Source organism: Yoonia sp. MH D7, assembly GCF_054439475.1.
Map to the genome: position 1 here is coordinate 36,866 of NZ_JBTJCF010000003.1, position 24,760 is coordinate 61,625.

The following is a 24,760-nucleotide window of genomic DNA, read 5'->3' on the forward strand; positions in this document are numbered from 1 at the left end:
GCGTTTTTGTTCGGGAGGGGCTAATCATGTCAGAGTTTTCAGAAAAAGTTGCAGCGCCAGAAACATGGCTCGACTGGCTTGCTGCGGGGCTTGCAGTGGGGATAGGCCTTTTTGTATTCTACACCTCGTATTTTGGTTCGTTCGAGACTTTGATCCAACGCGCGGTATTCGTTGCCATGATTGTGCCGCTGAGTGTGCTCTTGTTCCCATTAGGGCGCGGTAAAGCATGGCGACCGCTGGGTGCGATCATTGACGTAGCAATTTCTGTCTTCGTCATCGTTTCAGCAAGCTACATTGTGTTGAATTTCGAGCGCATCATGAACGATCTCCCTTTTGCGGAACAGATCGACGTGGTTTTGGGCTTCGGTACCTTGTTGATAATCCTTGAAATGGCCCGTCGTAGTGCGTCGTTTGTCTTTCCACTGATCGTGGGCGCCGTTGTAGTCTATGCCTATTTTGGCAACAAAATTCCCGGAGCATTTGGGCATCGAGGATTTGGAGCGGATTACCTGACCGAAGTTATCTTCCTGTCCGATCGCGGTCTTTGGGGGATGCTGGTTTCCATCGCTTCTACTACGTTGGCCGCTTTCATTCTATTTGGCGCATTGTTGTTGCATACTGGCGCGGGCCAAACGTTTTTTGATTTAAGCGCACGGGCCGGTGGAAGGAGCCCGGGTGGAGCTGCAAAAATTGCGACAATCGCGTCTGGTCTTTTTGGATCGATATCGGGTTCGTCGGTTGCCAACATTGCGACAACTGGTAATTTCACGATCCCATTGATGAAACGCCTTCGTTATCCGTCCTCCTTTGCTGGCGCGGTTGAGGCTGTTGCATCCACTGGCGGTCAAATTGCACCGCCAATTATGGGTACCGCCGCATTTGTCATGGCTGAGCTTGTAGGTGTCAATTACTGGACCATCGCTGCGGTAGCCGTGCTTCCTGCATTTCTGTTTTACCTTGGTGTCTTTACGACCATTCATCTGATCGCGAAACGCACGGGATTGGGCGCCGTTGAACAAAACGAACTCCCTGACTGGCGTGCTGCGCTAAACTGGCGGCGGATGAGTCCGATCATCGCGGGTGTAGCGGGTCTAGCATTTGGAATTATGAATGGTAACTCAATCCAGTTGACCGCCTGCTACGGCATGGTTGGTATCATTATCTCTTACACAGTTGCTACCTTAGCCTCTGGCGGCACCATTCGAGAAATTGTCCTTACTCTTGTTCGTGCACTTGAGGACGGAGGCAAAGGGGTTGTGATCGTCGGCATCTTGCTGGTCGCAGCACAGGTTTTTGTCGCCATAATAAATTTGACAGGTGTTGGTGTTGCGGTGACGTCATCCATCCTCGCATTGGCGCAGGGCAATCTGATCGCGATCGCACTTATCATGGCCGTCGTGTGTTTGATTGCCGGTATGGGCCTGCCCACATCAGCGGCTTACGTTCTGGTTGCTGCAGTTTTTGCGCCCGTTTTAATCCAACAAGGATTAGAGCCGATCACCGTGCACTTGTTTGTGCTTTATTACGCGGTGCTGTCTGTCATCACGCCACCTGTTTGTGTGGCTGTATTCGTTGCCGCGACTATTGCTAAGACAAATTGGACTGGCGTTGCCAGCCAATCATTGCGGCTTGGTGTAACCGCCTACGCAATTCCAATGCTGATGTTGATCTATCCCGGACTTCTCTTGCAAGGCGGGGCCGCTGCTATTGCTATGGCTGTACTCGCGGGCGTCGGCTTCACCCTCAGCGTCGCGGCATTCTTTGCAGGACAACAGATATTTGGACGTTTTACATTCCTACTCTGGGCAGCTCCAGCGGTCTTGCTGTTGTTCCCATATTGGTCCGCAACACTCATCGGGGTTGGCTTGGTAATAGTGTTTTGGATGTTGTCCACACGGGGTTCAAGTGTCACCGCAATCGCCACAGTTCAAGAAGGGGCATGATATGTCTGTAAATTCTGAGTTTAAGAAAAAGTTGATCGCAAAAGTACCGCTCTTAGGAACTTTCATCAAAACCCCGCACCCCATCATCATTGAGATCATGGCAAACGCCGGATTTGACTTTCTTGTTCTTGATGCGGAGCACGCTCCGTTTGACAGAACTACCATCGATATGATGTTAATCGCGGGCCGCGCAGAAAACTGCCCGATCATTGTCCGAGTTCCAAATTCCACACCAGAATGGGTGCTCAATGTTTTGGATGCAGGCGCCGCTGGGATTATGGTGCCGCATGTCGAGACAGCCGAGCAAGCACAAAAACTAGCCCAATCAGTCAATTACGGTCCCGGCGGGCGCGGATTTGCAGGTACATCGAGGGCGGCAGATTACGCACGTCGCCCCTTGATTGAACATCTAGAGAAGGCGCGCGATGAGGTGTCGCTTATCTGCCAGATCGAAGATCCTGACGGCGTGATCAATCACGCAGATATCGCTGCGGTTGACGGTGTTGATGCACTGTTCATTGGGCGGGCTGATCTGGCCGTGTCGCACGGATACACAGATTTCTTTGCCCCCGAAGTGGCTGAGATGACGCAAAAAATACTGTGCAGCTCAGGGGCGGCCACCGGATTATATTGCCCTCCAAGCGAAAACATGGAGCCTCTACAAGCTGCTGGGGGGTCTTTGTTTGTCGTCGGGTCTGAACATTCGCTGATGACCTCTGGCGGCGCCGCTCTTTCCGAAAAATTCAACACACTACGCAGCATGAAGGATACACTGAAATGACCGTAAGCTACCTTAAAAAAGGCAAACCCGAAGCGGACCGAGCCGAAGATGATGCCCAGACTCGTACTGTAGTCGAAGCGACATTAAAGGACATTGAAGCGCGTGGTGATACCGCTGTGCGGGAGTTGTCCGAGAAATTTGACAATTACTCTCCGCACTCTTTCCGGCTCTCCGAGAGTGAGATTGAGGAGTTGATGGCGCAGCTTACCGATCAAGAACTGCATGACATTAAATTTGCACAAGAGCAGGTTCGCAAATTCGCGCAGGCGCAGCGGGACTCGATGCTGGATATCGAAATTGAAACACTGCCGGGTGTGATCTTAGGTCACAAAAACATCCCTGTTCAATCCGTGGGTTGTTATGTTCCCGGTGGTAAGTTTCCGATGGTGGCTTCGGCACATATGTCCGTGGCCACCGCGACCGTAGCAGGTGTGCCGCGCATCATCGCCTGCACCCCGCCGTTCAACGGCAAACCCAACCCCGCTGTGATTGCCGCAATGCATCTGGGCGGCGCCCATGAGATATATGTTATGGGCGGCATTCAGGCGATTGGCGCAATGGCGATCGGGACAGAAACAATTGATCCGGTGCATCTATTAGTCGGACCAGGTAACGCATTTGTAGCCGAGGCAAAGCGTCAGTTGTTTGGTCGTGTCGGGATTGACCTGTTCGCGGGACCAACTGAGACAATGGTGATCGCAGATAAAACTGCTGCCGATGCAGAACTCTGTGCAACTGATCTGCTAGGGCAGGCAGAGCATGGCTATAACAGTCCTTGCGTGTTGCTGACGACCTCACAGAAATTGGCGGAAGAGACGTTGGCCGAGATTGATCGCCTGCTTTCAATTTTACCGACAGAGCCAACCGCGCGGGTGTCATGGGATACATATGGAGAGGTCATCGTTTGCGATACCTACGATGAAATGCTTGCGGTAGCCGATGACTATGCCTCTGAGCATGTGCAGGTCATGACCGATCGCGATGACTGGTTCTTGGCAAAGATGACGTGCTACGGCGCGTTGTTCCTTGGGCCGCGCACGAATGTTGCCAACGGTGACAAGGTGATCGGGACCAACCACACCTTGCCTACCAAAAAGGCAGGTCGTTACACGGGTGGTTTATGGGTCGGAAAGTACCTAAAGACTCACTCCTATCAAAGGGTTTTGACAGATGAGGCTGCGGCAATGATCGCTGAATATGGGTCGCGCCTATGCATGCTAGAGGGATTTGTTGGCCATGCAGAGCAATGCAATGTCCGAATTCGACGTTATGGCGGGACAAATGTGCCTTACGGTGAAGCCGCGCCCGCCCGTATCGCAGCGGAATAATGCAAACGGAACGGCGTCAGGAATGGTGCCGTTCTGATAGAACAAAGGAAAAATGATGACGCTACCTCGAACGCCTTCCCAACGACTTGATGGTAAGCGAGCGCTTGTGACGGGTGCATCCTCTGGTATCGGGCAGGGCTGCGCGGTGGCCTTGGCAGAGGCGGGCGCGCATGTTGTCTGTGCCGCTCGTGGATTGGACAAGCTGCAATCAAGCGTGGATGCAATGATTGCTGAAGGTTGGTCAGCAGAGGCCTTGGCGCTAGATATGAGCGACCTTCCAGCCGTCACGGAAATGTTTGCAACTCAGGGACCGTTTGATGTTGTGGTTAATTCTGCAGGACTTGCCCGGCACGGCCCCGCGTTTGAAACAACGCCCGAAGATTATGATGCCGTGATGAACCTCGACCTCAGGGCTGCCTATTTTCTATCTGTAGGTGCGGCGAAAGGAATGCTGGGTAAAGGCGGTTCAATTATCCATATTTCAAGTCAAATGGGTCATGTGGGCGGCATTGACCGTGCGGTATACTGCGCAGCTAAACATGGTCTGGAAGGAATGGTCAAAGCGATGGCGATTGAGTGGGGACCTGAGCAGATCAGGATCAACACAGTCTGCCCAACCTTCATCCGTACACCTCTTACCGCAGCCACGTTTGATGACCCCGAAAGAGCAGCATGGATCGCAGAGAAAATAAAACTCGGGCGCGTCGGCGAAGTGGAGGACATCATGGGCGCTGTCACCTATCTCGCTACAAGCGCATCAGCGATGGTGACTGGAACTTCCTTGCTGATTGATGGCGGGTGGACGGCGGACTAGCTGTTGTTAACCATAGGTCAACTTATGAGAATTGCTGTGCAATATACATCTGTTTGGGTCGATCAATGTGCTGTGAATTTAATTGAACCAAACGGTCACGATCACCTGCACCAAGCGCATCGACGATTTTTTGATGTGGTCTTGTCCCGGTTTAGTTCCGGTCTCTTTCGAGCAATGTTTGCTATGAAGGAGACAAGAAATGGCAACGAGATACACAGACGAGTTTCGACGTGATGCGGTACGCATCGCCACGACCAGCGGCTTAACACGCCCTCAGGTTTCATCTGATTTGGGTGTTGGGCTTTCGACCCTGAACAAATGGGTTCAGAAACACCAGCATGATGATTTGATGTCGGGTCCTCATGAAGATGTGGAGCGGGAGAACGAACGCCTTCGCAAGGAAGTCCGCGTGCTGCGAGAGGAGAGGGAAGTGTTAAAAAAAGCGGCGATCTTCTTTGCAGGCCAAAGTCGGTGAGGTTTGCCTTCATTGACGCCTGGAGAGAAGAATGGCCGGTTGAGTTTCTGTGCTGGGTTATGCAGGTCACATCACGTGGGTATCGTGCGTGGCGGGTCCGCCCAATGTGTCAGCGACAGCGTGATGATATGGTGATCTTAGCTCATATTCGTGCCCAACACCGTCTCAGCCTGCAAAGCTACGGCCGCCCCCGGATGACTGAAGAGTTACAGGAACTGGGGCTGGCGGTAGGCCACCGGCGTGTGGGGCGCTTGATGCGAGACAACAGCATAAAGATTGTCAGAACTCGTAAATTCAAGGCTACAACCGACAGCAATCACACCTTTAACATCGCCCCCAATCTGTTGGATCAGGATTTTTCTGCTGATGCCCCAAACCAGAAATGGGCAGGCGACATTTCATATATCTGGACCAGTGAAGGCTGGCTGTATCTGGCGGTCATTCTCGACCTATACTCCCGACGCGTCATCGGTTGGGCGGTCAGCAATCGTATGAAGAGGGACCTGGCAATCCGGGCATTGGATATGGCTGTCGCGCTGCGACAGCCGCCTAAGGGCTGCATTCATCATACGGATCGCGGGTCGCAATATTGTTCAGGCGACTATCAGAAGCGCCTGAACAAACGTGGCTTCGAAGTATCGATGAGCGGAAAAGGCAATTGTTACGACAATTCCATGGTTGAAACGTTCTTCAAATCCCTCAAGGCTGAGCTGATCTGGCGCAACCGTTGGGAAACCAGACGTCAAGCCGAAGGGGCGATATTTCAGTATATCAATGGGTTCTACAATCCACGACGCCGGCACTCGTCGTTAGGAGGTAAAAGCCCCTTGGCCTTCGAACGAAAGGCTGCCTAAATGAACTGAGAGACCGGAACGTAAACGCGACAAGACCAGTTCAGAGCGAGCTATCTCGATATAGTTTGCATCAAAAAAACCACGTGACCGGATAGGATGTGTTGCGCGGGTGTGCGCCGCGATCTCTGTCACGAGAGTTTTATTTTCACATAGTCCGAAGAAATATTCGTGAAAGCGGTTATTGAAAAGCAGCAGTTCTTGCGGCGTGACTGCATTGCGATGCTCATCGCATAGATCCTGCAAGCTTTCGACAAATGATTGCGAACAAGGAAGAGGCATTCGTTGGATTGCCGCAGTCTGCAGAATGTCGCGAATTTCGTATAACTCCTCGACTTCTTACGACGTAAAACTGCGCACTTGAACACCTTTGTTGCGCAGTTTTCTTGCAAGGCCTTCCTGCACAAGACCTTCAAGGGCAATTCTTACATGATGTCGCGTGGCCCCGAACTGCTCCATAATATCATCTTCAACAAGACGCAGGGCATGACGCTATGCTGACGGATCCTGAAGCGACCGCAGAACTAATCATTTCCATCTCCAATGGAACGGTCGCGCCTGTTGATCGACCTGGCTTCAAATGATGTAAAAAGTAATTGTTACTCAGGTCGAGCGTCGTTCGATCAATCGACAGGGAATCCAAATTTTTTCCTCTACCGCCTCAGTGTCATTAGAGATGCGTATGATCATCTCGGCCGCACGCTTGGCCATGACGGAAACGGGCAGTCTAATGGTCGTCAATTGCTGACTCTCCCAAGATGCCATCGGAATATCGTCAAAACCTACAAGGCGAATGTCGTCGGGAAATGATCCCCCAGAAGCCGCCTTGAAGCGGTCCATGAAGCCGATGGCGAATAGGTCGTTTGGACACAGTATACCGTCAGGCCGTTCTGCAGTTGAGGCGCACATATTATTCGCCATTTTTGCACCGTCGTCGTATGTGTATCCGCCAGAGACAATTTCTATGGGCGCGCAGTTAAGTTGATCAAGCCCTGCGAGGTGGCCAGCCAATCTTGCCTCGCTTGTCCAACTGCCCGGGGCTCCTTTAGCCACGACAATGCGCTTGCACCCTTTTTCTACGAGCAGACGTGCAGCGAGTGATCCGCCTTGTGTGACATCGACACATACAGAGGCGGTTGTGCCATCAACATCAACACGGTTCACCAGAAGAACCTGAAGCCCCGCATCTTGAAATACCCGAACCAAACTCGTCGGGATATTCATGGAGGTCAGTATCACAACCCCAACTTGATATTGACGGAAGGTGGAAATGATTTTCTTTACGTCATCTTTAGGACCCATTTGCGCGGAAATTGGAATAAAGCCGCTCAACTGCAATTCGTGGCTTAGAGACTGATGCAGGACGGCATGAAACGGATTGCTGAGCTCACCCATCAGAATGCCGACAATCTGTGAACGGCGTGAGGTAAGTGCCTGAGCTAAGGCATTAGGCTGATACCCAAGTTCTTCTGCGGCTTTCAGGATTCGTTGCCGGGTCTGTTCCTGAACGGGGCGCCCCGGTGAAAAGGCGCGGGAAACGGTGGAACGTGACACGCCTGCTCGCAATGCGACATCATCTGCGGTCACTCTTTCATCAGTCATCTGAAGCCCTCCTTAAAGTTGCAGTACACTATACTGTGACGCCTGCACAGGTCTTACTAAGTGAAATCCATGCAACCGCGTGCAGCGAAATATTTCAGTGAACAATATATTTATTGACTAAATTTTGCTCACAACGCAATTTTATTGCACGCGTGTGCATGTCTTGCGAGGAGGCGAGGCTGCACATAAAAAAACGGGAGGAAAACACATGAAATTTGTAAAAATCAAAGGTCTCGCTGTCGGCATCACGATGGGGTTAATGGCTGGAGGGGCCCACGCCCAAGAGATCACCTGGGATATGGCGATTTATGGCAGCCCTGCGTTCCGTGTCGCCGGCGAAAAATTCGCCGAGTATGTAAACGCGAACAGCAACGGAAAGATGGAGATCACAGTTCACAATGGCACTCTCTCGCCGTCGCGCGAAATTCTGGACAACGTATCCATTGGCGCATTCGAGCTTGGTTATGTAATCTCGAGCTACCATCCCGGTAAAAACCCGCTTCTGTCAGTTTTGGATTTGCCATTTTTGCCAATTGAAACAATGGAAGACCGTGTTGCCATTGCCGAGTTGGTTTATGAGCACGAAGCGGTGAAGAAAGAGTTCGCGAGCTGGAGCGTGGTGCCGATCATGACTGTTGTGCAGCCCAACTATGAAATGATGGGCAAGGGCGCACCGCCGGAGAATCTGGAGACGCTTTCCGGCATGCGGATGAAGGCGACCAGCGGAATCGGGAATGCGCTTGCTGTTTACGGGGTAAGGCTTGTCGATGTCAGTGGGCCCGAACAGTACAATGCGCTTCAGACTGGTGTGATCGATGCAGTTGCCGCATCGCCCTCGGCACTCGGCGGATATAAACTGTTTGAATTATCGGATTGGTACACCGTGGGCATGGAGGCTGGCACTGCCCATGTTACTTTAGTTGGCAATGCGGCTTCATATGACGCCCTTCCAGATGACATGAAGGCGCTATTTGTTGAAGCGAATGCATATGCAACTGCTGAAACAATAAAGGCGCAGAATGGTGCTGCTGCCAGCTATGAGCCGGATTTCGAGAAGCACGAACTGCAAAAAGTAGAGATCAGCGAAGAGACTATCGACAAATTGCGGACAGAGGCCGCTAAGCCGGTTTGGGATGCATATGTCGCAGACATGGCCTCCAAGAATCTACCGGGCCAAGAGCTTCTGGATCTTGTGTTGAACGCAAAACCCTAAGCAAAGAGAACGGCGCGCCAATAGCGCGCGCCGCTCCCTGCTTTTTACTCACCCCCCCTTTTTATCAAGTTCGCGATCTTGCGGACAGGAGGTATCATGCTGGACAAATTAGATAAGGCCCTCATGCGGGTCGAATACCTTAGTGCTTGGATTGCGGGCCTTACAATCCTGGTTGTCATGCTGCTGGTCACCGCTGAGGTTCTTATGCGGCGACTGTTCAATGCCCCCATTCAGGGGCAAGTCGACTTCGTCTCCCTCGCAATGGTCACATTTAGCTTGCTGTGCATTTCGTATTGTTACCGTCAAGCGGGTCACATCCGTATGGACATGCTGCAAAAGGCATTCACCGGGCGGTTGGGATGGGGAACACATCTATTCGCAACATGCGTTGGCCTGTTTCTGATCATAGCAATTTTGCCGGGAACCTGGACACACTTCATGCGGGCCTGGACACTGGGTGACAGTACCATCGGCATCGGATTGCCGACGTGGCCTTCAAAACTCGCCGCTCCGGTCGGGCTGGGCATTCTGGCTTTGCGCCTAACGCTTGAGCTTTGGGTATTCGGCCGCCTCGTTGTCGACCCTACGCTGAAACCAGTGGGCGTACCGTGTGTGCCCAACCCCCTCGAAGACATGGACGTGTAAGGAAAAATCATGGACCCTTCAACAATTGGAGCGATCGGTTTCATCGGTCTCGTCATCATGGTGATGAGCGGAGTACACATCGTTTTTGCAACCGCCGTCACCGGATTTTTAGGAATAGTTGCCTTAAAAGGATGGACTGTCGCCGTTAATATCGCGGGCATCATTCCGCATAGCGCTGGATCTAATTATTTGTTCAGCGTGCTGCCAATGTTCATTCTGATCGGGTTCTTTGCCCATTCGTCCGGGATGGTACAGGGGGCCTACAGGGCGGCCCGCGCCTGGATCGGCTGGATGCCTGGTGGTCTTGCTGTTGCCACAGTATTGGCGGCAGGTGGGTTCGGCGCCGTGTCCGGTGCAAGTCAGGCAACTGCCGCAGTCTTCGCACGTGTCGCCATCCCCGAATTGCTGAAGTTCAAATATAACCCGTCCGTGTCGGCTGCCGCTGTGGCTGCATCGGGAACTCTGGCGTCATTAATCCCTCCATCCGCCGCATTGGTGATCTATGGGGCGATTGTTGATGAGAGCATTGGACGTCTGCTGTTGGCAGGATTTATTCCGGGCATTTTTTCGGCCTTTCTATATGCCGGCTTCATCATGTTTCGCTTTGCTGCAAACCCAGAACTAGGGCGGCCGATCAAAGGAATTGGTTGGGCAGAGCGTGGGAAATCTATTGGCGGTGTTATGCCCATTTTTCTTGTGATGCTGATGATTTTGGGCGGCATGTCCACAGGATGGACCACACCTACGGAAGCGGGCGCTACAGGTGCTGCGATTGTGTTTACATATGCGATCTTGCGTCGAAAACTCTCTTTCGCGGGACTTCAAAGCTCTTTGATCGAAACTGCAAAGCTGACTGTGATGATCTTCTCCACCTTCTGGGGTGTGTTTATCTTCTCCCGCTTTCTCGCCTTTACCCGCCTGCCTACAGAGATCGCGGAATGGTTGGTCGCGCTGCCGTACCCCACAACCGTTATCCTAATTGCCATTTTGGCAGGCTATGCGCTCTTGGGCATGTTCCTCAGTGCGTCGGGCATGATGTTGTTAACCTTGCCAGTCATTTTTCCGGCCATTGTTGAGCTTGGTATTGATCCGATCCTGTTTGGTATTCTTGTTATCAAGATGGTCGAGATCGGGTTCATCACTCCACCAGTTGGCCTGAATGTGTATGTTGTTGGGGGCATTCGACCAGACATCCCGATAAATAGTATCTTCCGCGCCATCTGGCCCTTTGTCATGATCGACATCGTAACTGTGGCACTGTTGATCATTTTCCCATCAATCACGTTGTTTCTGCCAACCCTAGTTTTAGGCGCTGGCTAAATGAAGGAAATCAATATGCCATTCGAAATTCGTTCGGACAAATTTAATACGGTTCTTTCTGAAAGCGCTCCGTTGGAAGAAATTGCCAGCTCTCTAGGATTTACAGAAGGTCCCATTTGGCATCCTACAGAAAACTGGCTGGTGTTTTCGGACATACAGGAAAGCCATCAATACAAATGGAGCGAGAAAGAGGGATTGAGCGTTTTCCGTACCCCGTCAAATCAGGCCAACGGCAATTGTTTTGACAGAGACGGTCAGATCATCAGTTGCGAACATGCAAGCTCTCATCTTGTCCGTCATGATCATGGTGGAAAGAGGGTGACCGCTATAGCCACGACGTTTCAAGGACGGGAATTTAACAGCCCCAATGATGTCGTTTGTGACAGTAAGGGACGTATCTGGTTTACCGACCCCAGCTTTGGGCGCATCCGCGAAGATTTGGGGATCCTGCGCGATCAGGAGTTGGAATATCAGGGCGTCTTTCGTCTAGATACTGACGGTACCCTCCATCTTGTGAGTGACAATTTTCAGCAACCCAATGGGTTGTGCTTTTCTCCTGATGAAACTCGGCTTTTTGTCAACGACAGCTGGGGCGGGCATATTCGTGTCATGGACGTTGCGGATGACGGCAGTGTCAGCAATGACCGTATTTGGGCCGACGTCACAGGTGACGGCGAAGGCGTTCCCGACGGAATGAAAACCACAACAGACGGCCATATTCTATGTAACGGTCCGGGTGGTGTGCACATATTCGATGCAAATGCCGAATGTTTGGGAGTGATTTTGACACCGCAAAAATCGACGAATTTTTGTTTTGGCGGTATCGATTTCAGCACGCTGTACATCACAGCATCAACATCAGTTTACCGAATTCAAACCGGCCTTACCGGCCTTGCAATGTTCTAGGAGAGCCCAGTATGGAAACCGAATATGAAATAGCCCCGACTATTGAAAATACCAAAACCGCTACACTTGTTCATCCCTCGGTCAAGTCGCGCAGCACAAGCGGGACGTATGTGTCTGTAAGTTCCCGCTCTCATCGTTGGATTGTAGATGAACCCGAAATCAAAGGCGGCTCCGACCTCGGCCCGACTCCGCTAGAGTCTTTGCTGGGCTCGCTCGTGGGGTGCGAAAGTGTCGTATTGAAACTGGTCGCCGAGGCGATTGGTTTTGCCTACGACGAGTTGACAATCGAATGTGAAGGTACCGCTGACATGCGGGGCGCACGCGGCGTCAAAGGCGTTAGACCATATTTTTCATCGGTTACGATGACAATTGAGTTGACGACAGATGAGGGCGACAGAAGGCTCGAACTTCTACGAAGGAACGTCGAGCAGCGCTGTCCTGTTATGAATCTATTCGAGAGTGCGGATGTCGAGATGAACGTCACATGGCGTACGCGTGCCACCGCGTCCTGAACAAGCATTGGAAAAACTATGACACGTATACCCCCAGCTGACCCAGCAAATTATTCGCCGGCCACAGATGCCTTCCTGAAAGCCCGCGAAGAGGTGTTGGGCTTTGTACCCAATTCGATAAAGGTTATGGCCCGGCGGCCGAGCGTGGGCGAAGCCTATGTAAAATTGTCAGACGCTGTAATTTTCGGTCCCGAAATGACAACGCCAGTTATTTTGCGCCGAATGGTACAACATATGGCCAGCTATGCTGCCGGTTGTCTCTATTGTCAGGCGCATACGGCAAAAATCGTGGCGGAGTTGGATGAAGACGAGCAGAAGATGACCAGAATCTGGGAGTTTGAAACAGATGACTTGTTTTCTGTTTCCGAGAAAGTTGCCTTGCGGTTTGCTATGTCAGCGGCTGCCGTGCCAAACTTAGTCACAGATGAAATGGTGGATGAAATGAGGGAGTATTTTTCGAATGATGAGATCGTTGAAATACTTGCCTGTATCTCAGTGATGGGATTCATGAATCGCTGGAACGACACTTTGGCAACGACGCTGGAGGAAGGCCCACGTACCGCAGCTGAGAAAACTATCGGTGAGAAAGGTTGGCAGATTGGACAACATAAATAATATCCGACTGAATACTTCACGAAACTGAAGAGTCATGTGCATCGAAAATTAAACTACTTAACATAATGTTCATTATACGATTAAAACCTTCCAAAGGGCGCGCGCTACCCCCAACTGCGACTCTTGTTAGAAAACAGTAGTTTATCTAGCGAGAGGAATCGGTATGGGAGCCGTCTACAAGCAACTTAGTACCATAGAACGACGTAGAATAGAACGCTGGAGGCACGCAAAAGTCCCTGTCGATGAGATGGCGCGCGTATTGAAGCGCTGCAGGTCGACGATTTTCCGTGAGCTGAATCGTAATTATTTCAGTGATGAAAGCATGCCAAAATGTGATGGCTACTATGGTGCAGCCGCACATTTGATGCAGGCTAATCGACGTGCGCGAGATCGTAAGTTGATCAAACATCCTGAGCTGTGCAAGCGTGTGATCGAACGGATCAAAGATGGGTGGACACCCGAACAGATCGGCAATCGGATGATCCAAGAACGGGCAAAGCTGCGGGTTTGCCAAGAAACCATTTATCGTTACATCTACTCCAAAGAAGGCATGCGAGAGGATCTGTGGTGGTACTTGCCAACGCATCGCGTCGCGCGCAGACCACGACGCACCCGCAAACGCCGAGAACCCAAATTCCACCGTGATGTCAGCATTCTATTCCGTCCGGATGATGTGGCGCACCGCCGTGAGTTTGGCCACTGGGAGGGAGATTTAATGCTATTTAAACAGAAGCTTGGTCAGAACAACGTAACTTCGCTTGTTGAACGCGTTAGCAGGTTCACCGTAATTCTCAAAAACCCGAACAGACGCACCAAACCAGTCATGGGAAAGATCATCAAAGCGATCAAAGACCTGCCCCATCACGCGCGCAGATCGATCACCTTCGATCGTGGTTCAGAGTTTATGAACTGGCCACATCTGCAGGCAGAAACAGGCACGCAAACCTGGTTCTGCGATCCGTCCTCACCCTGGCAAAAAGGCACGGTTGAAAACACTAATCGACGTGCAAGACGCTGGCTGCCGCGCAAACGCGACATCCGCTCCATGTCAGATCACGATATCAAAGAGATCAGTGACCGCCTCAACAACACGCCCCGCAAATGCCTTGGATGGAAGACACCCGCCGAGGTGTTCCGCGAAAAGATGATGGAGGAAATGCGATGACCGCCCTACCCTGACCATTACAAGAGTCGCGGTTCACGTATCGCGCACATTTCGAGTTGACGCGAAAACGGTGAGTTGGACGCGGCTCTGGACCAATCTTCATGAGATGTGCCGCCCCCATTCCAGCTTGCAGGCGAGGGGCGGTGTCAGATTACATCATCAGTGCCTTGTTCACCTTTGCGGCTTTGCCCTCATATTGAGTAAGATCCACCCCTTGCTGAGACAGTGCCTCAGCAAGTTCAGCTTCGCTCAGCGCTTCGATCGCTTGTTCTGTCATCTTCATGAAGTTAATCTTGCGTTTGTACGGCGGGTTCGTTGCCCCAAAAAAGCTACGGTTCTCAAATGCAAACTCGTCGGCGTATTTACCCATGAAGAACGACAGAAACGTATTGATGCTTGTCCGAATGCGGGGGTCATCTGCCATCAGATGCATTGAGGCATCCAAGGTCTCTAGCATGAGTTTGGACCAAAGCTCCGCCCCCTTGTCGTTCATCAGCGGCATTGCGTTGTGCGTATGATGAAAGTTCAGTCGGAACTCAGCGCCATGGTAATACGGCCCGCCACCCATCACGTCGATCCACATCGATGCTTGTGTGTTGATGTGGTGGTTGGTACCTCCGACGCGCTCGAAAACAGATCTGAACCATTCGTCTTGTTCAAACACACGTTGATAGAAGCTCTGGACGATCGCCACGATAGGGTCCTGACCAAGCACAGAGTACAGTTGCCAAAACTGGATCGGTTTTGACACATCACTTGGGGCCGTCAGTGACAGAATGTCAGCCATGCGATGCGCTTGTGCGGGCAATAGGTCCTTGGCCATCACAGCCTGAATGTAATCCCGCTGGATTTTCTCGGTCATATAGCCCTGTTTTGTCGGGAACTTGGGGAGGTCAACATGTGCCATGATGTGCTTTCGTGGGATATTTCGCTCTCTATGATGTTGGATTGAATTTCACCGAGGCTTGGCTTGGTGGCGGACCGATGACGTATGAAGAGAACGCAGGACATTCAACCCTCGTGGCATTTGAGGGGGCAATAGGTGCAAACAGGCGATCCTCCCTCGGAGAAGTGTTTTACGAAGTGTCCTAAGGAAAGCTGCTGCGAGTTCTTACGCTGGCCAATCTAGGATCGAAAAGTTGATAGGATCAAGTCTTCCGGTGATGCAGACATTCGCTGCACGACGCACGAACTGACATAACGCGGACTAAGCGGCCTTGTGCCCGCGCGGCTATTGCTCACGCAGCATATTTCGTGCTGCGATGCAGCCCAAGTCGCGGAAACGGCCATTAAATGATACCAACGTCAGTGGATTTCAGACCGACAAACCGCGGTCCAAACAGGGCATCATACTTGGACTATAATTCTGCACCGCAGCCCATTAAAATTGCCTTTGGTCGCTGTTGTTCTGCTACCGGCCAAAAGACAAAATACAACCATTGGCGAAGCGTTTAAATGAGCATTTAGTGCATCCCAAGCTGGCGGTAGACCCGTTTAACATATTCGCCAAATGCATCAGTCGTTTTAATGTCGAGTGTTCGAGGATGAGGCAGGTCGATCTTGAAATGATCGGCCATACGTGCGGGACCAGCCGAGAGCACTGCGCAATGAGATCCAAGGAAAATCGCTTCTTGAATACCGTGCGTAATGAAGACGATTGTTTTCTGACTTTCTTGCCAAATCCGCAGCATTTCGAGGTTCATCTTTTCGCGCGTCATAGCATCAAGCGCCCCAAAAGGTTCATCCATTAGCACTAGTTTTGGATCATGGATCAGCGCACGAGCAATTGCGGCGCGTTGCTGCATGCCGCCCGAGAGTTCAAACGGATATTTTTTACCCGCATGGCCTAACCCGACCATCTGCAACAAATCTTGTGCGCGCTCCCGCGCCGCCTTCATTGGCAGGCCGAGGATTTGGGCTGGCAGCAATACATTTTCGGCAATTGTGCGCCACTTGAGAAGCATGGGTTGTTGAAACACCATGCCGACATCACGCCCCTCTTCAAAATTGGCCACACTTGAACCAATCTTTACGGTGCCACCATCAGTCTCGTGCAATCCCGCGAGGATTTTAAGCATCGTCGTCTTGCCGCAGCCCGACGGCCCGACTACTGAGAGCAATTCACCATCATTGATATTCAGCGTCACATCGGACACAGCTACATGCTCTTTAGTGCCAGTCCGGTAAACCTTGCGCACGTTTTGCATTTGGATGAACGGTTCTTCGCTCAGAGGATCGGATTTAGTATTAACGGTCATGCAAGCCACCTTTCGAGGTTGTCAGCGATGAAATCATCATCGGCGAGATCAGGATGGGCCGCATAGACCCGGTTGATTTCTTCTGCTTGTCCCAAAGAAAGCCCTTCGTCGGGATCAAGACAATTGATCGTTGCAAGTAAACGCTGGCGACGCAGCACTTCATGACACCCAGCGATACAGCCGTGAAAGTTATTGGCGACATCAAAAAATGCCGCATTGCAGTCTGTGACGCGCGCATCAAGCGCGGCAAGATCAAGAGGCAAATCAACACCGCTGTCGACTACAGTATGAATCCGATCCAGCAGCTCAACTGCCTTGCGCGTCCAAACCGACCAGTGTCCTAAAAGACCACCACGAATGCGCAGCCGCACAATTTGATCACCGCGCGGGATATCAAAAGGGGTAATCAAGTCGGCTACAATATGATCATCATTGCCAGTGTATAAGGTGATGCGATCTTCAGCGTTGGCTGCCACAACGCCCTTCATAACGTCTAAAGTTTTATAACGATTGAACGGCGCCATTTTAATCGCAACCGCGTTGTCTATGCCGGAAAATTCACGCCAGAAATTGGCATCCAAATCAATTCCGCCCACTGCGGACTGCATATAAAAACCAATAATTGGCATTTCATCGGCAACGGCACGGCAATGCGCAATCAACTGTTCTGGAGATTGGCCGCGCAAGGCCCCCATAGACACAAGGACAGCGTGATAGCCATGTGAACAGGCAATTTTTGCTTCCGCAACGGCCTGTTTCGTTTGCCCTGCAACGCCTGCAACCATCACCATTGGGCGATCTGTCCATGCGCGAGCATCCTCTGCTGCGGCTTTCAGCACAGGCTCGTAGAGCCCGGTGTCGCGAATGGCGAATTGAGTTGTGTGAACCCCGACAGCCAGCCCCCCTGACCCAGCATCAACGTAGTAACGGGTTAATGCGCGTTGGCGCGCGCGGTCGAATTCACGATTTTCGTCAAGCGCTAACGGATGCGCAGGAATGACAGCCCCTTTACGCAAAAGTGCAATAACATCTTTGGGAAGATCAGAGTGGTGAAGACCCATTTATTTGTTCCTATCCAAATTCAGGTCCGGCGATTGCGGCAATCGTCGATCCATTTTCAGGGTGCAGCCACGGGCCGCGTTTCATGCGTAAAAAAGGTCGTTGCGGCTCGAACCCCAGCGCTTCCAAGCGGGCGGTAAGCGGCATACAGTCATCAGCCACATCCATAAAAACTGGCCCAGATATAGTACCTATGAGATCAGCGACGAGGGCAGCGATTTTAGCGCCATCCGAAAGTGGTGAAGCCGACCCAACAGGGCCAATCTGAGTGGCCAGACGGCCATTTCGACCGAAGGCCCACAGCGTTGTGTCAGGCTCATAACGACATAGATCCGAGCGACGGCGAGCAAAGTTAGAGAGTAGCCCTGTTCTATCCGCACCAAAGACCTGGTTTGCAGCTAAAGTCGCAGCATCAAAATCAGGTTCCATAACATCATGGCACGGTTTATCACCACCAGTTCCAGCCCAACGAGTAAAGGCCTTATAGCCTTCAAAGCCCAGCTTGCGATAGATGATTTCCCCTGCGGGTGTGGCATCCAGCACGGCAGTGCGGCCTTGGGCATCAATCTGTGACAGGCAGTGCTTAAGCAGTCTTGTCCCCAAACCGCATCCGCGTCTGCTTTTGCGTGTGAGGACCATGCTAATCCACGCAACCTCAGTACCATAAGGCATGATCGCTGCGCTGGCAGACAACACGCCATCTTCCACGATGCCAAACACCGCACCGCGGCCTAAAAAAAGTTGCCAATCCTTTGCAGTTTGGTTCCAAGCTGCTTCGATTGAAAGCTCCATCAAATCACCAATATCGTCTAGCGACAATGTGATGATGTCTGAAGCAGAAGCCGTCTCAGTAGGCCCCATCACGTGCCTCAAAATGGGTTGGTTTGTTGTGCGACGGCAAATTGTCAGAAACCCAACTGGCAGTCCAATCCATCATTCGATCAAGCGGCACGATTGGGTAACCAAAAATACCGTTAGATACGCGCGTGTTTGACAACCATGCTTCAGGGGCTTCTTCGCCCGTGATGACAGGAGTGCAGCCCAACTTTTCGCCCAACTTTTCGGCCAACCAACGTACGGAAATCACTTCGGGACCGGTGACATTGATCGGACTTGTCGGAGTCGTCGCCTGCTTGAGGCAGCGCAGAGCAATTGAATTCGCATCTCCCTGCCAGATCACGTTGACATGGCCCATAGTGACATCAATAGGCAGTCCATCACGGACTTTCACAGCGATATCGTGAAGAACACCGTAACGTAGATCGATCGCGTAGTTGAGGCGATAAATTTTACCCGGCGTGTCGTGGACAGCAGAGAAATGTTCAAACATTCGCTCACGCCCGATACACGATTGCGCATATTCTCCGGGCGGATCAAGCAGGTCCCCCTCGTCAGAGCCCATGCTGTCAACCTGTGAAAACGCATAAACGCACCCTGTAGAAAAAGCGACGATACGTGACGACGGGAATGCCTGTGCAACGAGCGCAGGAATATGTGTATTTGCCGCCCATGTAAGAGGCTGATTTCCGTCTGACCCGAACTTACGACCTGCCATAAAGATGATATTTTTGACCTTAGGCAGGGCTTCAATCGCGGTAGCATCAAACAGATCGCAGGTAATAGTTTCGATGCCGTTCGCTTCCAGTTCGACTTTTGAGGCAAGATCGGAAAACCGCGCCACGGCAATGATTTTTTTGTCAGGAGCCGCATTGTGTGCAAGGCGCGCAAGAGATGGACCCATCTTGCCACTCGCGCCGAGGATCATAATGTCGCCATCGATGGCAGCAAGATCATCAATCAGCGCCTGAGAAGGCTGTGCGATGAAGGCATCTAAAGCTTCAACACTTTCGAAACGCTCGGGCAGACATGCCCCATCTAGAAGAGTAACAGGTGTTTTATTGATATCGTTCATGACATCCTCGCGTCTTTAGGGAGTACAATGTGTTCGACAAGCAGCACTGCCATGTAAAGCGCAATGCCGATAAGCGTGATTAAGGTTACAGCCATAAACATGGCGGGTGTATCAAGGGCAGCTTGCACTTGGATCATCAAGTAGCCAAGCCCGCGGTCAGAGGCAATAAATTCACCGACAACAGCACCAGCAACAGCAAGGATCGCCGCAACTTTCATGCCAGAAAATATGTACGGAAGCGCGCCGGGTAGCTGGATGTAAAAGAAGGTTTGCCAACGTGATCCACGCAACGATTTCACCAAATCAAGCAGATCAGGCTCCACTTCGCGCAGTCCCCTGACAGTCGTCAGTAGGATGGGGAAAAAGCAAAGTGAAAAGGTGATCAGGATGTTGGTAGAGATACCATAGCTAAACCAAACAATCACCAACGGGCCAAGTGCCACCTTTGGAATCATGTTGAGTGTAATTAGCAGGGGAAAAAACATCATGGAGAGTGTTTTGGACCATGAGAAGATCAACGCAGTAATAACGCCCAAAACTATGGCAAAGAAATAGCCGCCGCAGATTTCCAGCGCTGTTACCCAAGTGTTGCCGACCCAGTCATAACGACTGGAACCAAGGGTCATAATAATCTCGCTCGGCGCGGGAAGGATAAAGCGTGGCACCTCAAAGAGTTTAACAGCCAACTCCCAAACGAAGAGAAGCATGACGTGAGACATGAATGCAACCAGCCTGCTGCGGTTGCGCTGGCGACGCTCCAGCCGCGCGCGCTCGTCTAGTCCTGTGTCGGTTTCTGAGTTCATCTTGCGCCCCCTATTTTAAAGAAGGCTAGACAATAGGAAATCACCTGTCAACCAACCAGTTGGTTGACAGGTGATTTATTAGCGCCGCAAAGACGATAGTACGAAATCTACGATATGAGCGCGCCGTTGCTGCATCTGTTTGGCTGTAGTTATGTCTCGATTAAAAATAACCGAGGCGGTGTGGCGATTAGAAAAGTAGAAATAGGTAAGCCCTGCGATCGAGAGGTATAGATCGATCGGGTCAAAGCGATTATTAAAAACACCTGCAGTTACACCACGATCCAGCGTTTCCTCAACCAGGTGTATGAGCGGAGAATGCATATCTGTGACCTTATCAGACGTTTTTAAGTGAACCGCCTCCATTCGGTTTTCATCATTGATTAGAGTGACGAATTCAGGATGTTCTGCAAGATAATCAAACGAAAACTCTACGAGAACCCGCATCGCGGCCACCGGTTCATGCTCTTCAAGATGAAGCTGCTGTTCGCGCGCACGAATCTCGCGATAGACCTCTTCCAGCGTGGCACGATAGAGATCGGCTTTACTGCCAAAGTGATGATAAACTAATTGCTTATTAACGCCAGCAAGGCGGGCGATACGATCCACGCGCCCGCCTTCAAAGCCGAATTCGGAAAATTCAGTGACAGCGGCGTCAAGAAGTGCCTTCCGACTTGCAGCAGTATCCCGCTTTTGCGGACGCTTCATGGGTGTCGCGCCTTCGGCTTTCAAACCGTTTTTCATAGCTATTTGCTTTTCCATCACACATCCCTCGCTAAGATCCTTATGTAACCAACTAGTTGTTTGGCTGTTGATCGAGACTAACATCCATGCCTATTGTTGACCACCAAGATCGTCTGGGCGCCAAAATCACTACTCGTCGGGTCCAATTTTTATATTTAAAATCTAGGAGTTAACCAATGAAATCCAGAAATTATCTCGTTCTTTCGACTGTTTTTACAACAGTTCTTTCTCCGCTTGCCGCGCATGCTGAAGACCTCAGCATGGTACTAAACTGGGTACCAACCGCCGATCACGCGCCATATTTTTATGCAAGACAGCAAGGCTGGTATGAGGCGGAAGGCATTAATCTGGACATTGAAGCCGGACGCGGATCAGGCGCTGCGGTTCAACGCGTTGCGGCGGGCATTGCCGAAATAGGTGTGGCTGATCTTGCAACGGTCCTACTTGCGCGTGGTGAAGGAGCCAACGCGACAGCGGTGATGACTGTCTATGCCAACACGCCACAAGGCTTTTATTGGCTCAAAAGTAGTGGCATTGAAACACCCCAAGACTTTTCTGGCCACTCTATCGGGAACCCTCCTGCGGATGCGTCACGTATCATGTGGCCCCTGTTTGCACAAACCGTCGGTATCGAGCCAGACTCTGTTAAATTCGTCAATGTTTCACCACAGGCCAAGCTTGCCTCTCTAAAGAGCGGCGCGATTGACGTGACCAGCGATTTCTACAACGAGCATGATCTAAAAGTGCGCGAATTTGGCGACGACCTTGGGTTTGTCGCTTGGCGCAACATCGGCGTGAACCCCTATGGTAATTCGATCATCGTCAATGAAAGTTTCTTGGCAGAACATCGAGATACCGTTGCAAAATTCACGGCTGTCAGTCAAAAATCCTTTGCTGCTTGCGTCGCTGATTTTCAGCCATGTTTGGACGCGTTGATGTCCGATGTGTCTGGATTGGATGCCGAGAACCAAAAAGATCAATGGAGCCGAATTAAAGAACTGATGCGCGATGAGACAACGCAGACTGTTGCACTCGGAGCCTTTAGTCCAGAACGGATGGCCGTTGATTACAGTATGGTTGAAGCTTATTTTGACCTCAAAGAACCGTTTGACATTGATACAGTATACACTAACGATTTTCTCGATGAGACAATTAAAATGACTGCCGAATAACAAATCTTTCAAACTCTTAATTGGCATAGAGCGCGGCGTTTTCGCTGCGCTCTTTTGTTTGGTGGGCCTGTCCCGTTTTTGTGCCGCTCGGCACCCACTCCGCATGTCCGTCGTCATATAAAATAAGACATAATGGACCTGTCACGCTCTCGTGCCGCCCCAAGTGCTCGTTTAAACTACCTTGCGTTCGAAAGCGAAGGGACTTTTCCAGCCCAGTACTGAATGGCGGCGGCGAAGATTGTAGAAGCCGTTGATGTATTCGAAGATGGCTATCTCAGCCGACCGACGAGTCTCCCACGTATCAATAGATCGCAGAATACTGGGATGGACTGTGCTTGTTCCTGACTGACGGCCGTATCGAAATGGACAGCAACGCAGTGGAACGCAAGATCCGTCCCATAGCTCTGAACCGCAAGAACGCACTATTCGCTGGCCACGACGCCTTAGCCACACACTGGGGTGTCATCGCTTCCTTGATCGAAACCTGCAAATTGAACAGTGTCGATCCGCATAACTATCTGGCCGATACGTTCACTGCCATCGTCGCAGGCCACAAACAAAGCCAGATCAACGATCTGCTACCATGGAATTACGTCAAATAGATGGAATCGGCGCATCGCTTACAGAATGGATAGGTTGAGAACTGTCTAACTGTTACTTACATATTGGCGAGTTGCGGCCCCTACAAAGAGGCCGCACCCTGTACATCTTAAGCTTTCAGAGCCAGTAGTGCTGTGCTCGGTAATGCTCATGGGTACGCTGTTCCCAATCTCGATCCGCGTGCCAGTTGGTGCTGCGCTCAGGTGCGCCTTTGACTTGCTGCTCTGTGATATCAGTAACAAAACCATTCTTAACGGTGTCAAAGTTTAATTTGCCCCAATGCACCGGATGGTAATCTTCGCCCATCCCCATAACTGTCCGTCGTCAGGGTTTTTGGCACCAAAGGCGGCCTAGACTAAGAGAGAGTTCGGCTCATCTGGTTGGTTGCATTATGCGGCGTGTTGTCTGTGATGCAAGCGTCGCGTTTCGAGCGTCTTACGTTTGATCCTTTCCCGTTGCTGTAGAATGGCTTTGTCGCGTCCGAAGTATACGTCGGCGGGTGTAACGTTGTTCAGGCTCTCGTGGTAACGCTGGTGATTGTAGTGGTCTACGAAGGCTTCGATCTGAGCCTCAAGATCGCCGGGTAGGAAGTAGTTTTCCAGCAGGATGCGGTTCTTCAAGGTCTGATGCCACCGCTCGATCTTGCCCTGCGTTTGAGGATGATAGGGCGCGCCACGGCTGTGCTTCATATCCTTGTCTTGCAACCATTCCGCCAGCTCCCCCGAGACGTAGCTGGAGCCGTTATCACTCAGCAGGCGAGGTTTGTGGACGACATGAACTTGGTCACATCCCGACGCTGCCAAAGCCAAGTCCAATGTGTCCGTCACGTCTTGGGTTCTCATGTTGGTGCAAAGTTTCCACGAGATTATATATCGGCTGTAGTCATCGAGGATCGTGCTGAGATAAAACCAGCCCCATCCGATGATCTTCAGATATGTGAAGTCCGTCTGCCACAACTGATTGATGCCCGTGGTTTTGTCTTTGAACTCGCTCGCCGCCTTTATAACGATAAACGCTGGGCTGGTGATCAGATCGTGCGCCTTCAAAATCCGATACGTCGAAGCCTCTGATACGAAATAGCTTTCTCGATCCGTGAACGTCACGGCCAGTTCACGTGGCGACAACTCGGTTTCTTTCAGCGCCAACTTCACGACCTTGCGCCGCACCTCGTCAGGAATGCGGTTCCAGACGTGTTTGGGCTTCGGCGATTGATCCTGCAGTCCAACTTCGCCACGCCGCAAATATCGATCATACCAACGGTAGAATGTGGTGCGGGGAATGCCCAGCTTTGCCAACGTGAGCCGTGCTGACAGGTGGCTTTCCTCGACCAGCCGGATGATCTCCAGTTTCTCAGATGCAGGATATCTCATTCGTGGTTGCCCCCATCGCCCAGCATGCTTTTTTTAAGCAAACGGAGTTCGAGCGTTTGTTCCGCCACAACTTCCTTGAGATCATGGGCCTCACGGCGCAGATCCTTCACCTCGTCAGTGTTCGCCGCACGTGCCGTATCGCCCGCAAGGCGCCGCTTTCCGGCTTCCATGAAGTCCTTGGACCATTTGTAGTAAATGCCCTGAGAGATACCCTCACGGCGGCACAGCTCTGCAATGCTGTCTTCACCACGCAGACCATCCAGAACGATCCTGATCTTCTCTTCGGATGAGTAATGCTTGCGCGTGGCGCGTTTGATGTCTTTGACGATCTTCTCGCCAGGGCTCGTCGTTGTTTGTCTCATCTTCCACTCCTCAGTGGTGACGATGAGCCAGAAACACTCTCTTATCAAATAACGCTATTTGGTCCCATAGGCGCTGACGTCAGACAATTCTAGTAGAACCCGATGGCTATTTTAAGATCTAACCCGACTGCATCATAAAGCGCCGCAAAACGGCCGGTAAGCACCCGGTATTCTTCGGCCTCAATTTCCTCTGAGGATAATATCATCGATACGCCGAGCGCCTTGGCCATCGCTATGACAATCTCTTAATTGAAAGGGAAGCCATCGATTGTATCGAAAACCATAGCACAGCTGAAGGATCGTCTTGCTCATT

General features: G+C 51.4%; 26 protein-coding genes and 2 pseudogenes. 15 read left to right on the forward strand and 13 right to left on the reverse strand.

All coding sequences use genetic code 11. The features are described 5' to 3' along the window. Positions 1 to 26 precede the first annotated feature (26 nt). The 5 genes from ACXLHR_RS17315 to ACXLHR_RS17335 all read left to right on the forward strand — a co-directional run bounded on the left by ACXLHR_RS17315 (position 27) and on the right by ACXLHR_RS17335 (position 6,195). Positions 27 to 1,943 (forward strand): TRAP transporter permease, encoded by a 1,917-nt coding sequence (locus ACXLHR_RS17315; protein ID WP_458792731.1) that lies wholly within the window; start codon positions 27 to 29, stop codon positions 1,941 to 1,943. A 1-nt stretch (position 1,944) separates the two neighbouring features. After that, positions 1,945 to 2,724, forward strand: a complete 780-nt coding sequence (locus ACXLHR_RS17320; RefSeq protein ID WP_458792732.1) for an HpcH/HpaI aldolase family protein — start codon at positions 1,945 to 1,947, stop codon at positions 2,722 to 2,724. Then, complete coding sequence (hisD, locus tag ACXLHR_RS17325; protein ID WP_458792733.1) at positions 2,721 to 4,052, forward strand: histidinol dehydrogenase; 1,332 nt, start codon at positions 2,721 to 2,723, stop codon at positions 4,050 to 4,052. Before ACXLHR_RS17320 ends, hisD begins: the two co-directional genes overlap by 4 nt. Before the next feature lie 55 nt (positions 4,053 to 4,107). Continuing rightward, complete coding sequence (locus tag ACXLHR_RS17330) at positions 4,108 to 4,866, forward strand: SDR family NAD(P)-dependent oxidoreductase (RefSeq protein WP_458792734.1); 759 nt, start codon at positions 4,108 to 4,110, stop codon at positions 4,864 to 4,866. A 199-nt stretch (positions 4,867 to 5,065) separates the two neighbouring features. Further along, positions 5,066 to 6,195, forward strand: a protein-coding gene (locus ACXLHR_RS17335; RefSeq protein WP_458792049.1) for an IS3 family transposase whose coding sequence is annotated in 2 segments (ribosomal slippage) — positions 5,066 to 5,312 and positions 5,312 to 6,195 — 1,131 coding nt in all. Because the reading frame shifts where the segments join, the coding sequence is not laid out codon by codon here. Here ACXLHR_RS17335 and ACXLHR_RS17340 read toward each other — a convergent pair. Both ACXLHR_RS17340 and ACXLHR_RS17345 read right to left on the reverse strand, forming a co-directional pair. Then, positions 6,151 to 6,510: a hypothetical protein gene (locus tag ACXLHR_RS17340; protein ID WP_458792912.1), complete on the reverse strand. Its 360-nt coding sequence runs from the start codon at positions 6,508 to 6,510 to the stop codon at positions 6,151 to 6,153. The two genes, ACXLHR_RS17335 and ACXLHR_RS17340, sit on opposite strands and share 45 nt — an antisense overlap. 285 nt (positions 6,511 to 6,795) lie before the next feature. Continuing rightward, positions 6,796 to 7,794: a LacI family DNA-binding transcriptional regulator gene (locus ACXLHR_RS17345; RefSeq protein ID WP_458792735.1), complete on the reverse strand. Its 999-nt coding sequence runs from the start codon at positions 7,792 to 7,794 to the stop codon at positions 6,796 to 6,798. Positions 7,795 to 8,002: 208 nt separating this feature from the next. On the opposite strand from ACXLHR_RS17345, the gene dctP reads away from it, so the two are divergent. From dctP to ACXLHR_RS17380, 7 genes are all read left to right on the forward strand, one after another. Continuing rightward, the gene (gene dctP / locus ACXLHR_RS17350; RefSeq protein ID WP_458792736.1) at positions 8,003 to 9,007 is read left to right on the forward strand and encodes a TRAP transporter substrate-binding protein DctP; all 1,005 of its coding nucleotides are present in this window, start codon (positions 8,003 to 8,005) and stop codon (positions 9,005 to 9,007) included. Between the two features lie 96 nt (positions 9,008 to 9,103). Beyond that, positions 9,104 to 9,652 carry a TRAP transporter small permease gene (locus ACXLHR_RS17355; protein WP_458792737.1) on the forward strand — a complete coding sequence of 183 codons (549 nt, stop codon included), beginning with the start codon at positions 9,104 to 9,106 and terminating at the stop codon, positions 9,650 to 9,652. Positions 9,653 to 9,661: 9 nt separating this feature from the next. Continuing rightward, positions 9,662 to 10,972, forward strand: coding sequence for a TRAP transporter large permease (locus ACXLHR_RS17360; protein WP_458792738.1), 1,311 nt, complete (start codon positions 9,662 to 9,664; stop codon positions 10,970 to 10,972). Continuing rightward, positions 10,973 to 11,878 (forward strand): SMP-30/gluconolactonase/LRE family protein, encoded by a 906-nt coding sequence (locus ACXLHR_RS17365; RefSeq protein WP_458792739.1) that lies wholly within the window; start codon positions 10,973 to 10,975, stop codon positions 11,876 to 11,878. Positions 11,879 to 11,889: 11 nt separating this feature from the next. Continuing rightward, the gene (locus tag ACXLHR_RS17370; protein WP_458792740.1) at positions 11,890 to 12,390 is read left to right on the forward strand and encodes an OsmC family protein; all 501 of its coding nucleotides are present in this window, start codon (positions 11,890 to 11,892) and stop codon (positions 12,388 to 12,390) included. An 18-nt stretch (positions 12,391 to 12,408) separates the two neighbouring features. Further along, on the forward strand, positions 12,409 to 13,005 hold the full coding sequence (locus tag ACXLHR_RS17375; protein ID WP_458792741.1) for a carboxymuconolactone decarboxylase family protein: 597 nt from the start codon (positions 12,409 to 12,411) through the stop codon (positions 13,003 to 13,005). Between the two features lie 163 nt (positions 13,006 to 13,168). After that, positions 13,169 to 14,170 carry an IS30 family transposase gene (locus ACXLHR_RS17380; RefSeq protein WP_458792742.1) on the forward strand — a complete coding sequence of 334 codons (1,002 nt, stop codon included), beginning with the start codon at positions 13,169 to 13,171 and terminating at the stop codon, positions 14,168 to 14,170. 151 nt (positions 14,171 to 14,321) lie between these two features. Here the strand turns inward: ACXLHR_RS17380 and ACXLHR_RS17385 are convergent, their stop codons facing one another. Further along, entirely contained in the window at positions 14,322 to 15,077 is a 756-nt protein-coding gene (locus ACXLHR_RS17385; protein WP_458792743.1) for a globin domain-containing protein, read from the reverse strand. 11 nt (positions 15,078 to 15,088) lie between these two features. On the opposite strand from ACXLHR_RS17385, the gene ACXLHR_RS17390 reads away from it, so the two are divergent. After that, positions 15,089 to 15,262: a hypothetical protein gene (locus ACXLHR_RS17390; protein WP_458792744.1), complete on the forward strand. Its 174-nt coding sequence runs from the start codon at positions 15,089 to 15,091 to the stop codon at positions 15,260 to 15,262. Between the two features lie 371 nt (positions 15,263 to 15,633). Here the strand turns inward: ACXLHR_RS17390 and ACXLHR_RS17395 are convergent, their stop codons facing one another. The 6 genes from ACXLHR_RS17395 to ACXLHR_RS17420 all read right to left on the reverse strand — a co-directional run bounded on the left by ACXLHR_RS17395 (position 15,634) and on the right by ACXLHR_RS17420 (position 20,961). Further along, the gene (locus tag ACXLHR_RS17395) at positions 15,634 to 16,428 is read right to left on the reverse strand and encodes an ABC transporter ATP-binding protein (RefSeq protein ID WP_458792745.1); all 795 of its coding nucleotides are present in this window, start codon (positions 16,426 to 16,428) and stop codon (positions 15,634 to 15,636) included. Continuing rightward, positions 16,425 to 17,489: a dihydrodipicolinate synthase family protein gene (locus ACXLHR_RS17400; protein WP_458792746.1), complete on the reverse strand. Its 1,065-nt coding sequence runs from the start codon at positions 17,487 to 17,489 to the stop codon at positions 16,425 to 16,427. The genes ACXLHR_RS17395 and ACXLHR_RS17400 overlap by 4 nt, the downstream gene beginning before the upstream one ends. A 10-nt stretch (positions 17,490 to 17,499) precedes the next feature. Then, positions 17,500 to 18,348 (reverse strand): GNAT family N-acetyltransferase, encoded by an 849-nt coding sequence (locus tag ACXLHR_RS17405; RefSeq protein WP_458792747.1) that lies wholly within the window; start codon positions 18,346 to 18,348, stop codon positions 17,500 to 17,502. Further along, positions 18,335 to 19,399, reverse strand: coding sequence for an NAD-dependent epimerase/dehydratase family protein (locus ACXLHR_RS17410; RefSeq protein ID WP_458792748.1), 1,065 nt, complete (start codon positions 19,397 to 19,399; stop codon positions 18,335 to 18,337). The genes ACXLHR_RS17405 and ACXLHR_RS17410 overlap by 14 nt, the downstream gene beginning before the upstream one ends. Beyond that, positions 19,396 to 20,202 carry an ABC transporter permease gene (locus ACXLHR_RS17415; protein WP_458792749.1) on the reverse strand — a complete coding sequence of 269 codons (807 nt, stop codon included), beginning with the start codon at positions 20,200 to 20,202 and terminating at the stop codon, positions 19,396 to 19,398. The genes ACXLHR_RS17410 and ACXLHR_RS17415 overlap by 4 nt, the downstream gene beginning before the upstream one ends. Before the next feature lie 78 nt (positions 20,203 to 20,280). Continuing rightward, entirely contained in the window at positions 20,281 to 20,961 is a 681-nt protein-coding gene (locus tag ACXLHR_RS17420; protein ID WP_458792750.1) for a TetR family transcriptional regulator, read from the reverse strand. Between the two features lie 158 nt (positions 20,962 to 21,119). Here ACXLHR_RS17420 and ACXLHR_RS17425 point away from each other — a divergent pair, with 158 nt between their 5' ends. Then, positions 21,120 to 22,115, forward strand: coding sequence for an ABC transporter substrate-binding protein (locus ACXLHR_RS17425; RefSeq protein ID WP_458792751.1), 996 nt, complete (start codon positions 21,120 to 21,122; stop codon positions 22,113 to 22,115). A gap of 171 nt (positions 22,116 to 22,286) precedes the next feature. Here ACXLHR_RS17425 and ACXLHR_RS17430 read toward each other — a convergent pair. Continuing rightward, positions 22,287 to 22,412 (reverse strand): annotated as a pseudogene (locus tag ACXLHR_RS17430) (IS3 family transposase); the annotation flags it as partial. A 23-nt stretch (positions 22,413 to 22,435) separates the two neighbouring features. On the opposite strand from ACXLHR_RS17430, the pseudogene ACXLHR_RS17435 reads away from it, so the two are divergent. Then, positions 22,436 to 22,717: pseudogene (locus ACXLHR_RS17435) on the forward strand (transposase domain-containing protein); the annotation flags it as partial. A 115-nt stretch (positions 22,718 to 22,832) separates the two neighbouring features. Here the strand turns inward: ACXLHR_RS17435 and ACXLHR_RS17440 are convergent. The 3 genes from ACXLHR_RS17440 to ACXLHR_RS17450 form a co-directional block, all read right to left on the reverse strand. Continuing rightward, positions 22,833 to 23,021 (reverse strand): hypothetical protein, encoded by a 189-nt coding sequence (locus ACXLHR_RS17440; RefSeq protein ID WP_458792752.1) that lies wholly within the window; start codon positions 23,019 to 23,021, stop codon positions 22,833 to 22,835. An 83-nt stretch (positions 23,022 to 23,104) separates the two neighbouring features. Beyond that, positions 23,105 to 24,447, reverse strand: a protein-coding gene (locus ACXLHR_RS17445; RefSeq protein ID WP_458790682.1) for an IS3 family transposase whose coding sequence is annotated in 2 segments (ribosomal slippage) — positions 23,105 to 24,120 and positions 24,120 to 24,447 — 1,344 coding nt in all. Because the reading frame shifts where the segments join, the coding sequence is not laid out codon by codon here. A gap of 89 nt (positions 24,448 to 24,536) precedes the next feature. Further along, complete coding sequence (locus tag ACXLHR_RS17450; protein ID WP_458792753.1) at positions 24,537 to 24,677, reverse strand: hypothetical protein; 141 nt, start codon at positions 24,675 to 24,677, stop codon at positions 24,537 to 24,539. Positions 24,678 to 24,760 lie beyond the last annotated feature (83 nt).

Excerpts from the sequence above, each read along its gene's own strand:
- ACXLHR_RS17320 (WP_458792732.1), top strand. The coding sequence starts at position 1,945 with ATGTCTGTAAATTCTGAGTTTAAGAAAAAGTTGATCGCAAAAGTACCG.
- ACXLHR_RS17440 (WP_458792752.1), bottom strand. The coding sequence starts at position 23,021 with ATGGGCGAAGATTACCATCCGGTGCATTGGGGCAAATTAAACTTTGAC.
- ACXLHR_RS17450 (WP_458792753.1), bottom strand. The coding sequence starts at position 24,677 with ATGGCCAAGGCGCTCGGCGTATCGATGATATTATCCTCAGAGGAAATT.
- ACXLHR_RS17395 (WP_458792745.1), bottom strand. The coding sequence starts at position 16,428 with ATGACCGTTAATACTAAATCCGATCCTCTGAGCGAAGAACCGTTCATC.
- ACXLHR_RS17385 (WP_458792743.1), bottom strand. The coding sequence starts at position 15,077 with ATGGCACATGTTGACCTCCCCAAGTTCCCGACAAAACAGGGCTATATG.
- ACXLHR_RS17355 (WP_458792737.1), top strand. The coding sequence starts at position 9,104 with ATGCTGGACAAATTAGATAAGGCCCTCATGCGGGTCGAATACCTTAGT.
- ACXLHR_RS17345 (WP_458792735.1), bottom strand. The coding sequence starts at position 7,794 with ATGACTGATGAAAGAGTGACCGCAGATGATGTCGCATTGCGAGCAGGC.
- ACXLHR_RS17330 (WP_458792734.1), top strand. The coding sequence starts at position 4,108 with ATGACGCTACCTCGAACGCCTTCCCAACGACTTGATGGTAAGCGAGCG.
- ACXLHR_RS17360 (WP_458792738.1), top strand. The coding sequence starts at position 9,662 with ATGGACCCTTCAACAATTGGAGCGATCGGTTTCATCGGTCTCGTCATC.
- ACXLHR_RS17375 (WP_458792741.1), top strand. The coding sequence starts at position 12,409 with ATGACACGTATACCCCCAGCTGACCCAGCAAATTATTCGCCGGCCACA.
- ACXLHR_RS17410 (WP_458792748.1), bottom strand. The coding sequence starts at position 19,399 with ATGAACGATATCAATAAAACACCTGTTACTCTTCTAGATGGGGCATGT.
- ACXLHR_RS17405 (WP_458792747.1), bottom strand. The coding sequence starts at position 18,348 with ATGGGGCCTACTGAGACGGCTTCTGCTTCAGACATCATCACATTGTCG.
- ACXLHR_RS17315 (WP_458792731.1), top strand. The coding sequence starts at position 27 with ATGTCAGAGTTTTCAGAAAAAGTTGCAGCGCCAGAAACATGGCTCGAC.
- ACXLHR_RS17415 (WP_458792749.1), bottom strand. The coding sequence starts at position 20,202 with ATGAACTCAGAAACCGACACAGGACTAGACGAGCGCGCGCGGCTGGAG.
- ACXLHR_RS17365 (WP_458792739.1), top strand. The coding sequence starts at position 10,973 with ATGAAGGAAATCAATATGCCATTCGAAATTCGTTCGGACAAATTTAAT.
- ACXLHR_RS17420 (WP_458792750.1), bottom strand. The coding sequence starts at position 20,961 with ATGGAAAAGCAAATAGCTATGAAAAACGGTTTGAAAGCCGAAGGCGCG.
- ACXLHR_RS17370 (WP_458792740.1), top strand. The coding sequence starts at position 11,890 with ATGGAAACCGAATATGAAATAGCCCCGACTATTGAAAATACCAAAACC.
- ACXLHR_RS17380 (WP_458792742.1), top strand. The coding sequence starts at position 13,169 with ATGGGAGCCGTCTACAAGCAACTTAGTACCATAGAACGACGTAGAATA.
- dctP (WP_458792736.1), top strand. The coding sequence starts at position 8,003 with ATGAAATTTGTAAAAATCAAAGGTCTCGCTGTCGGCATCACGATGGGG.
- ACXLHR_RS17400 (WP_458792746.1), bottom strand. The coding sequence starts at position 17,489 with ATGGGTCTTCACCACTCTGATCTTCCCAAAGATGTTATTGCACTTTTG.
- ACXLHR_RS17425 (WP_458792751.1), top strand. The coding sequence starts at position 21,120 with ATGAAATCCAGAAATTATCTCGTTCTTTCGACTGTTTTTACAACAGTT.
- hisD (WP_458792733.1), top strand. The coding sequence starts at position 2,721 with ATGACCGTAAGCTACCTTAAAAAAGGCAAACCCGAAGCGGACCGAGCC.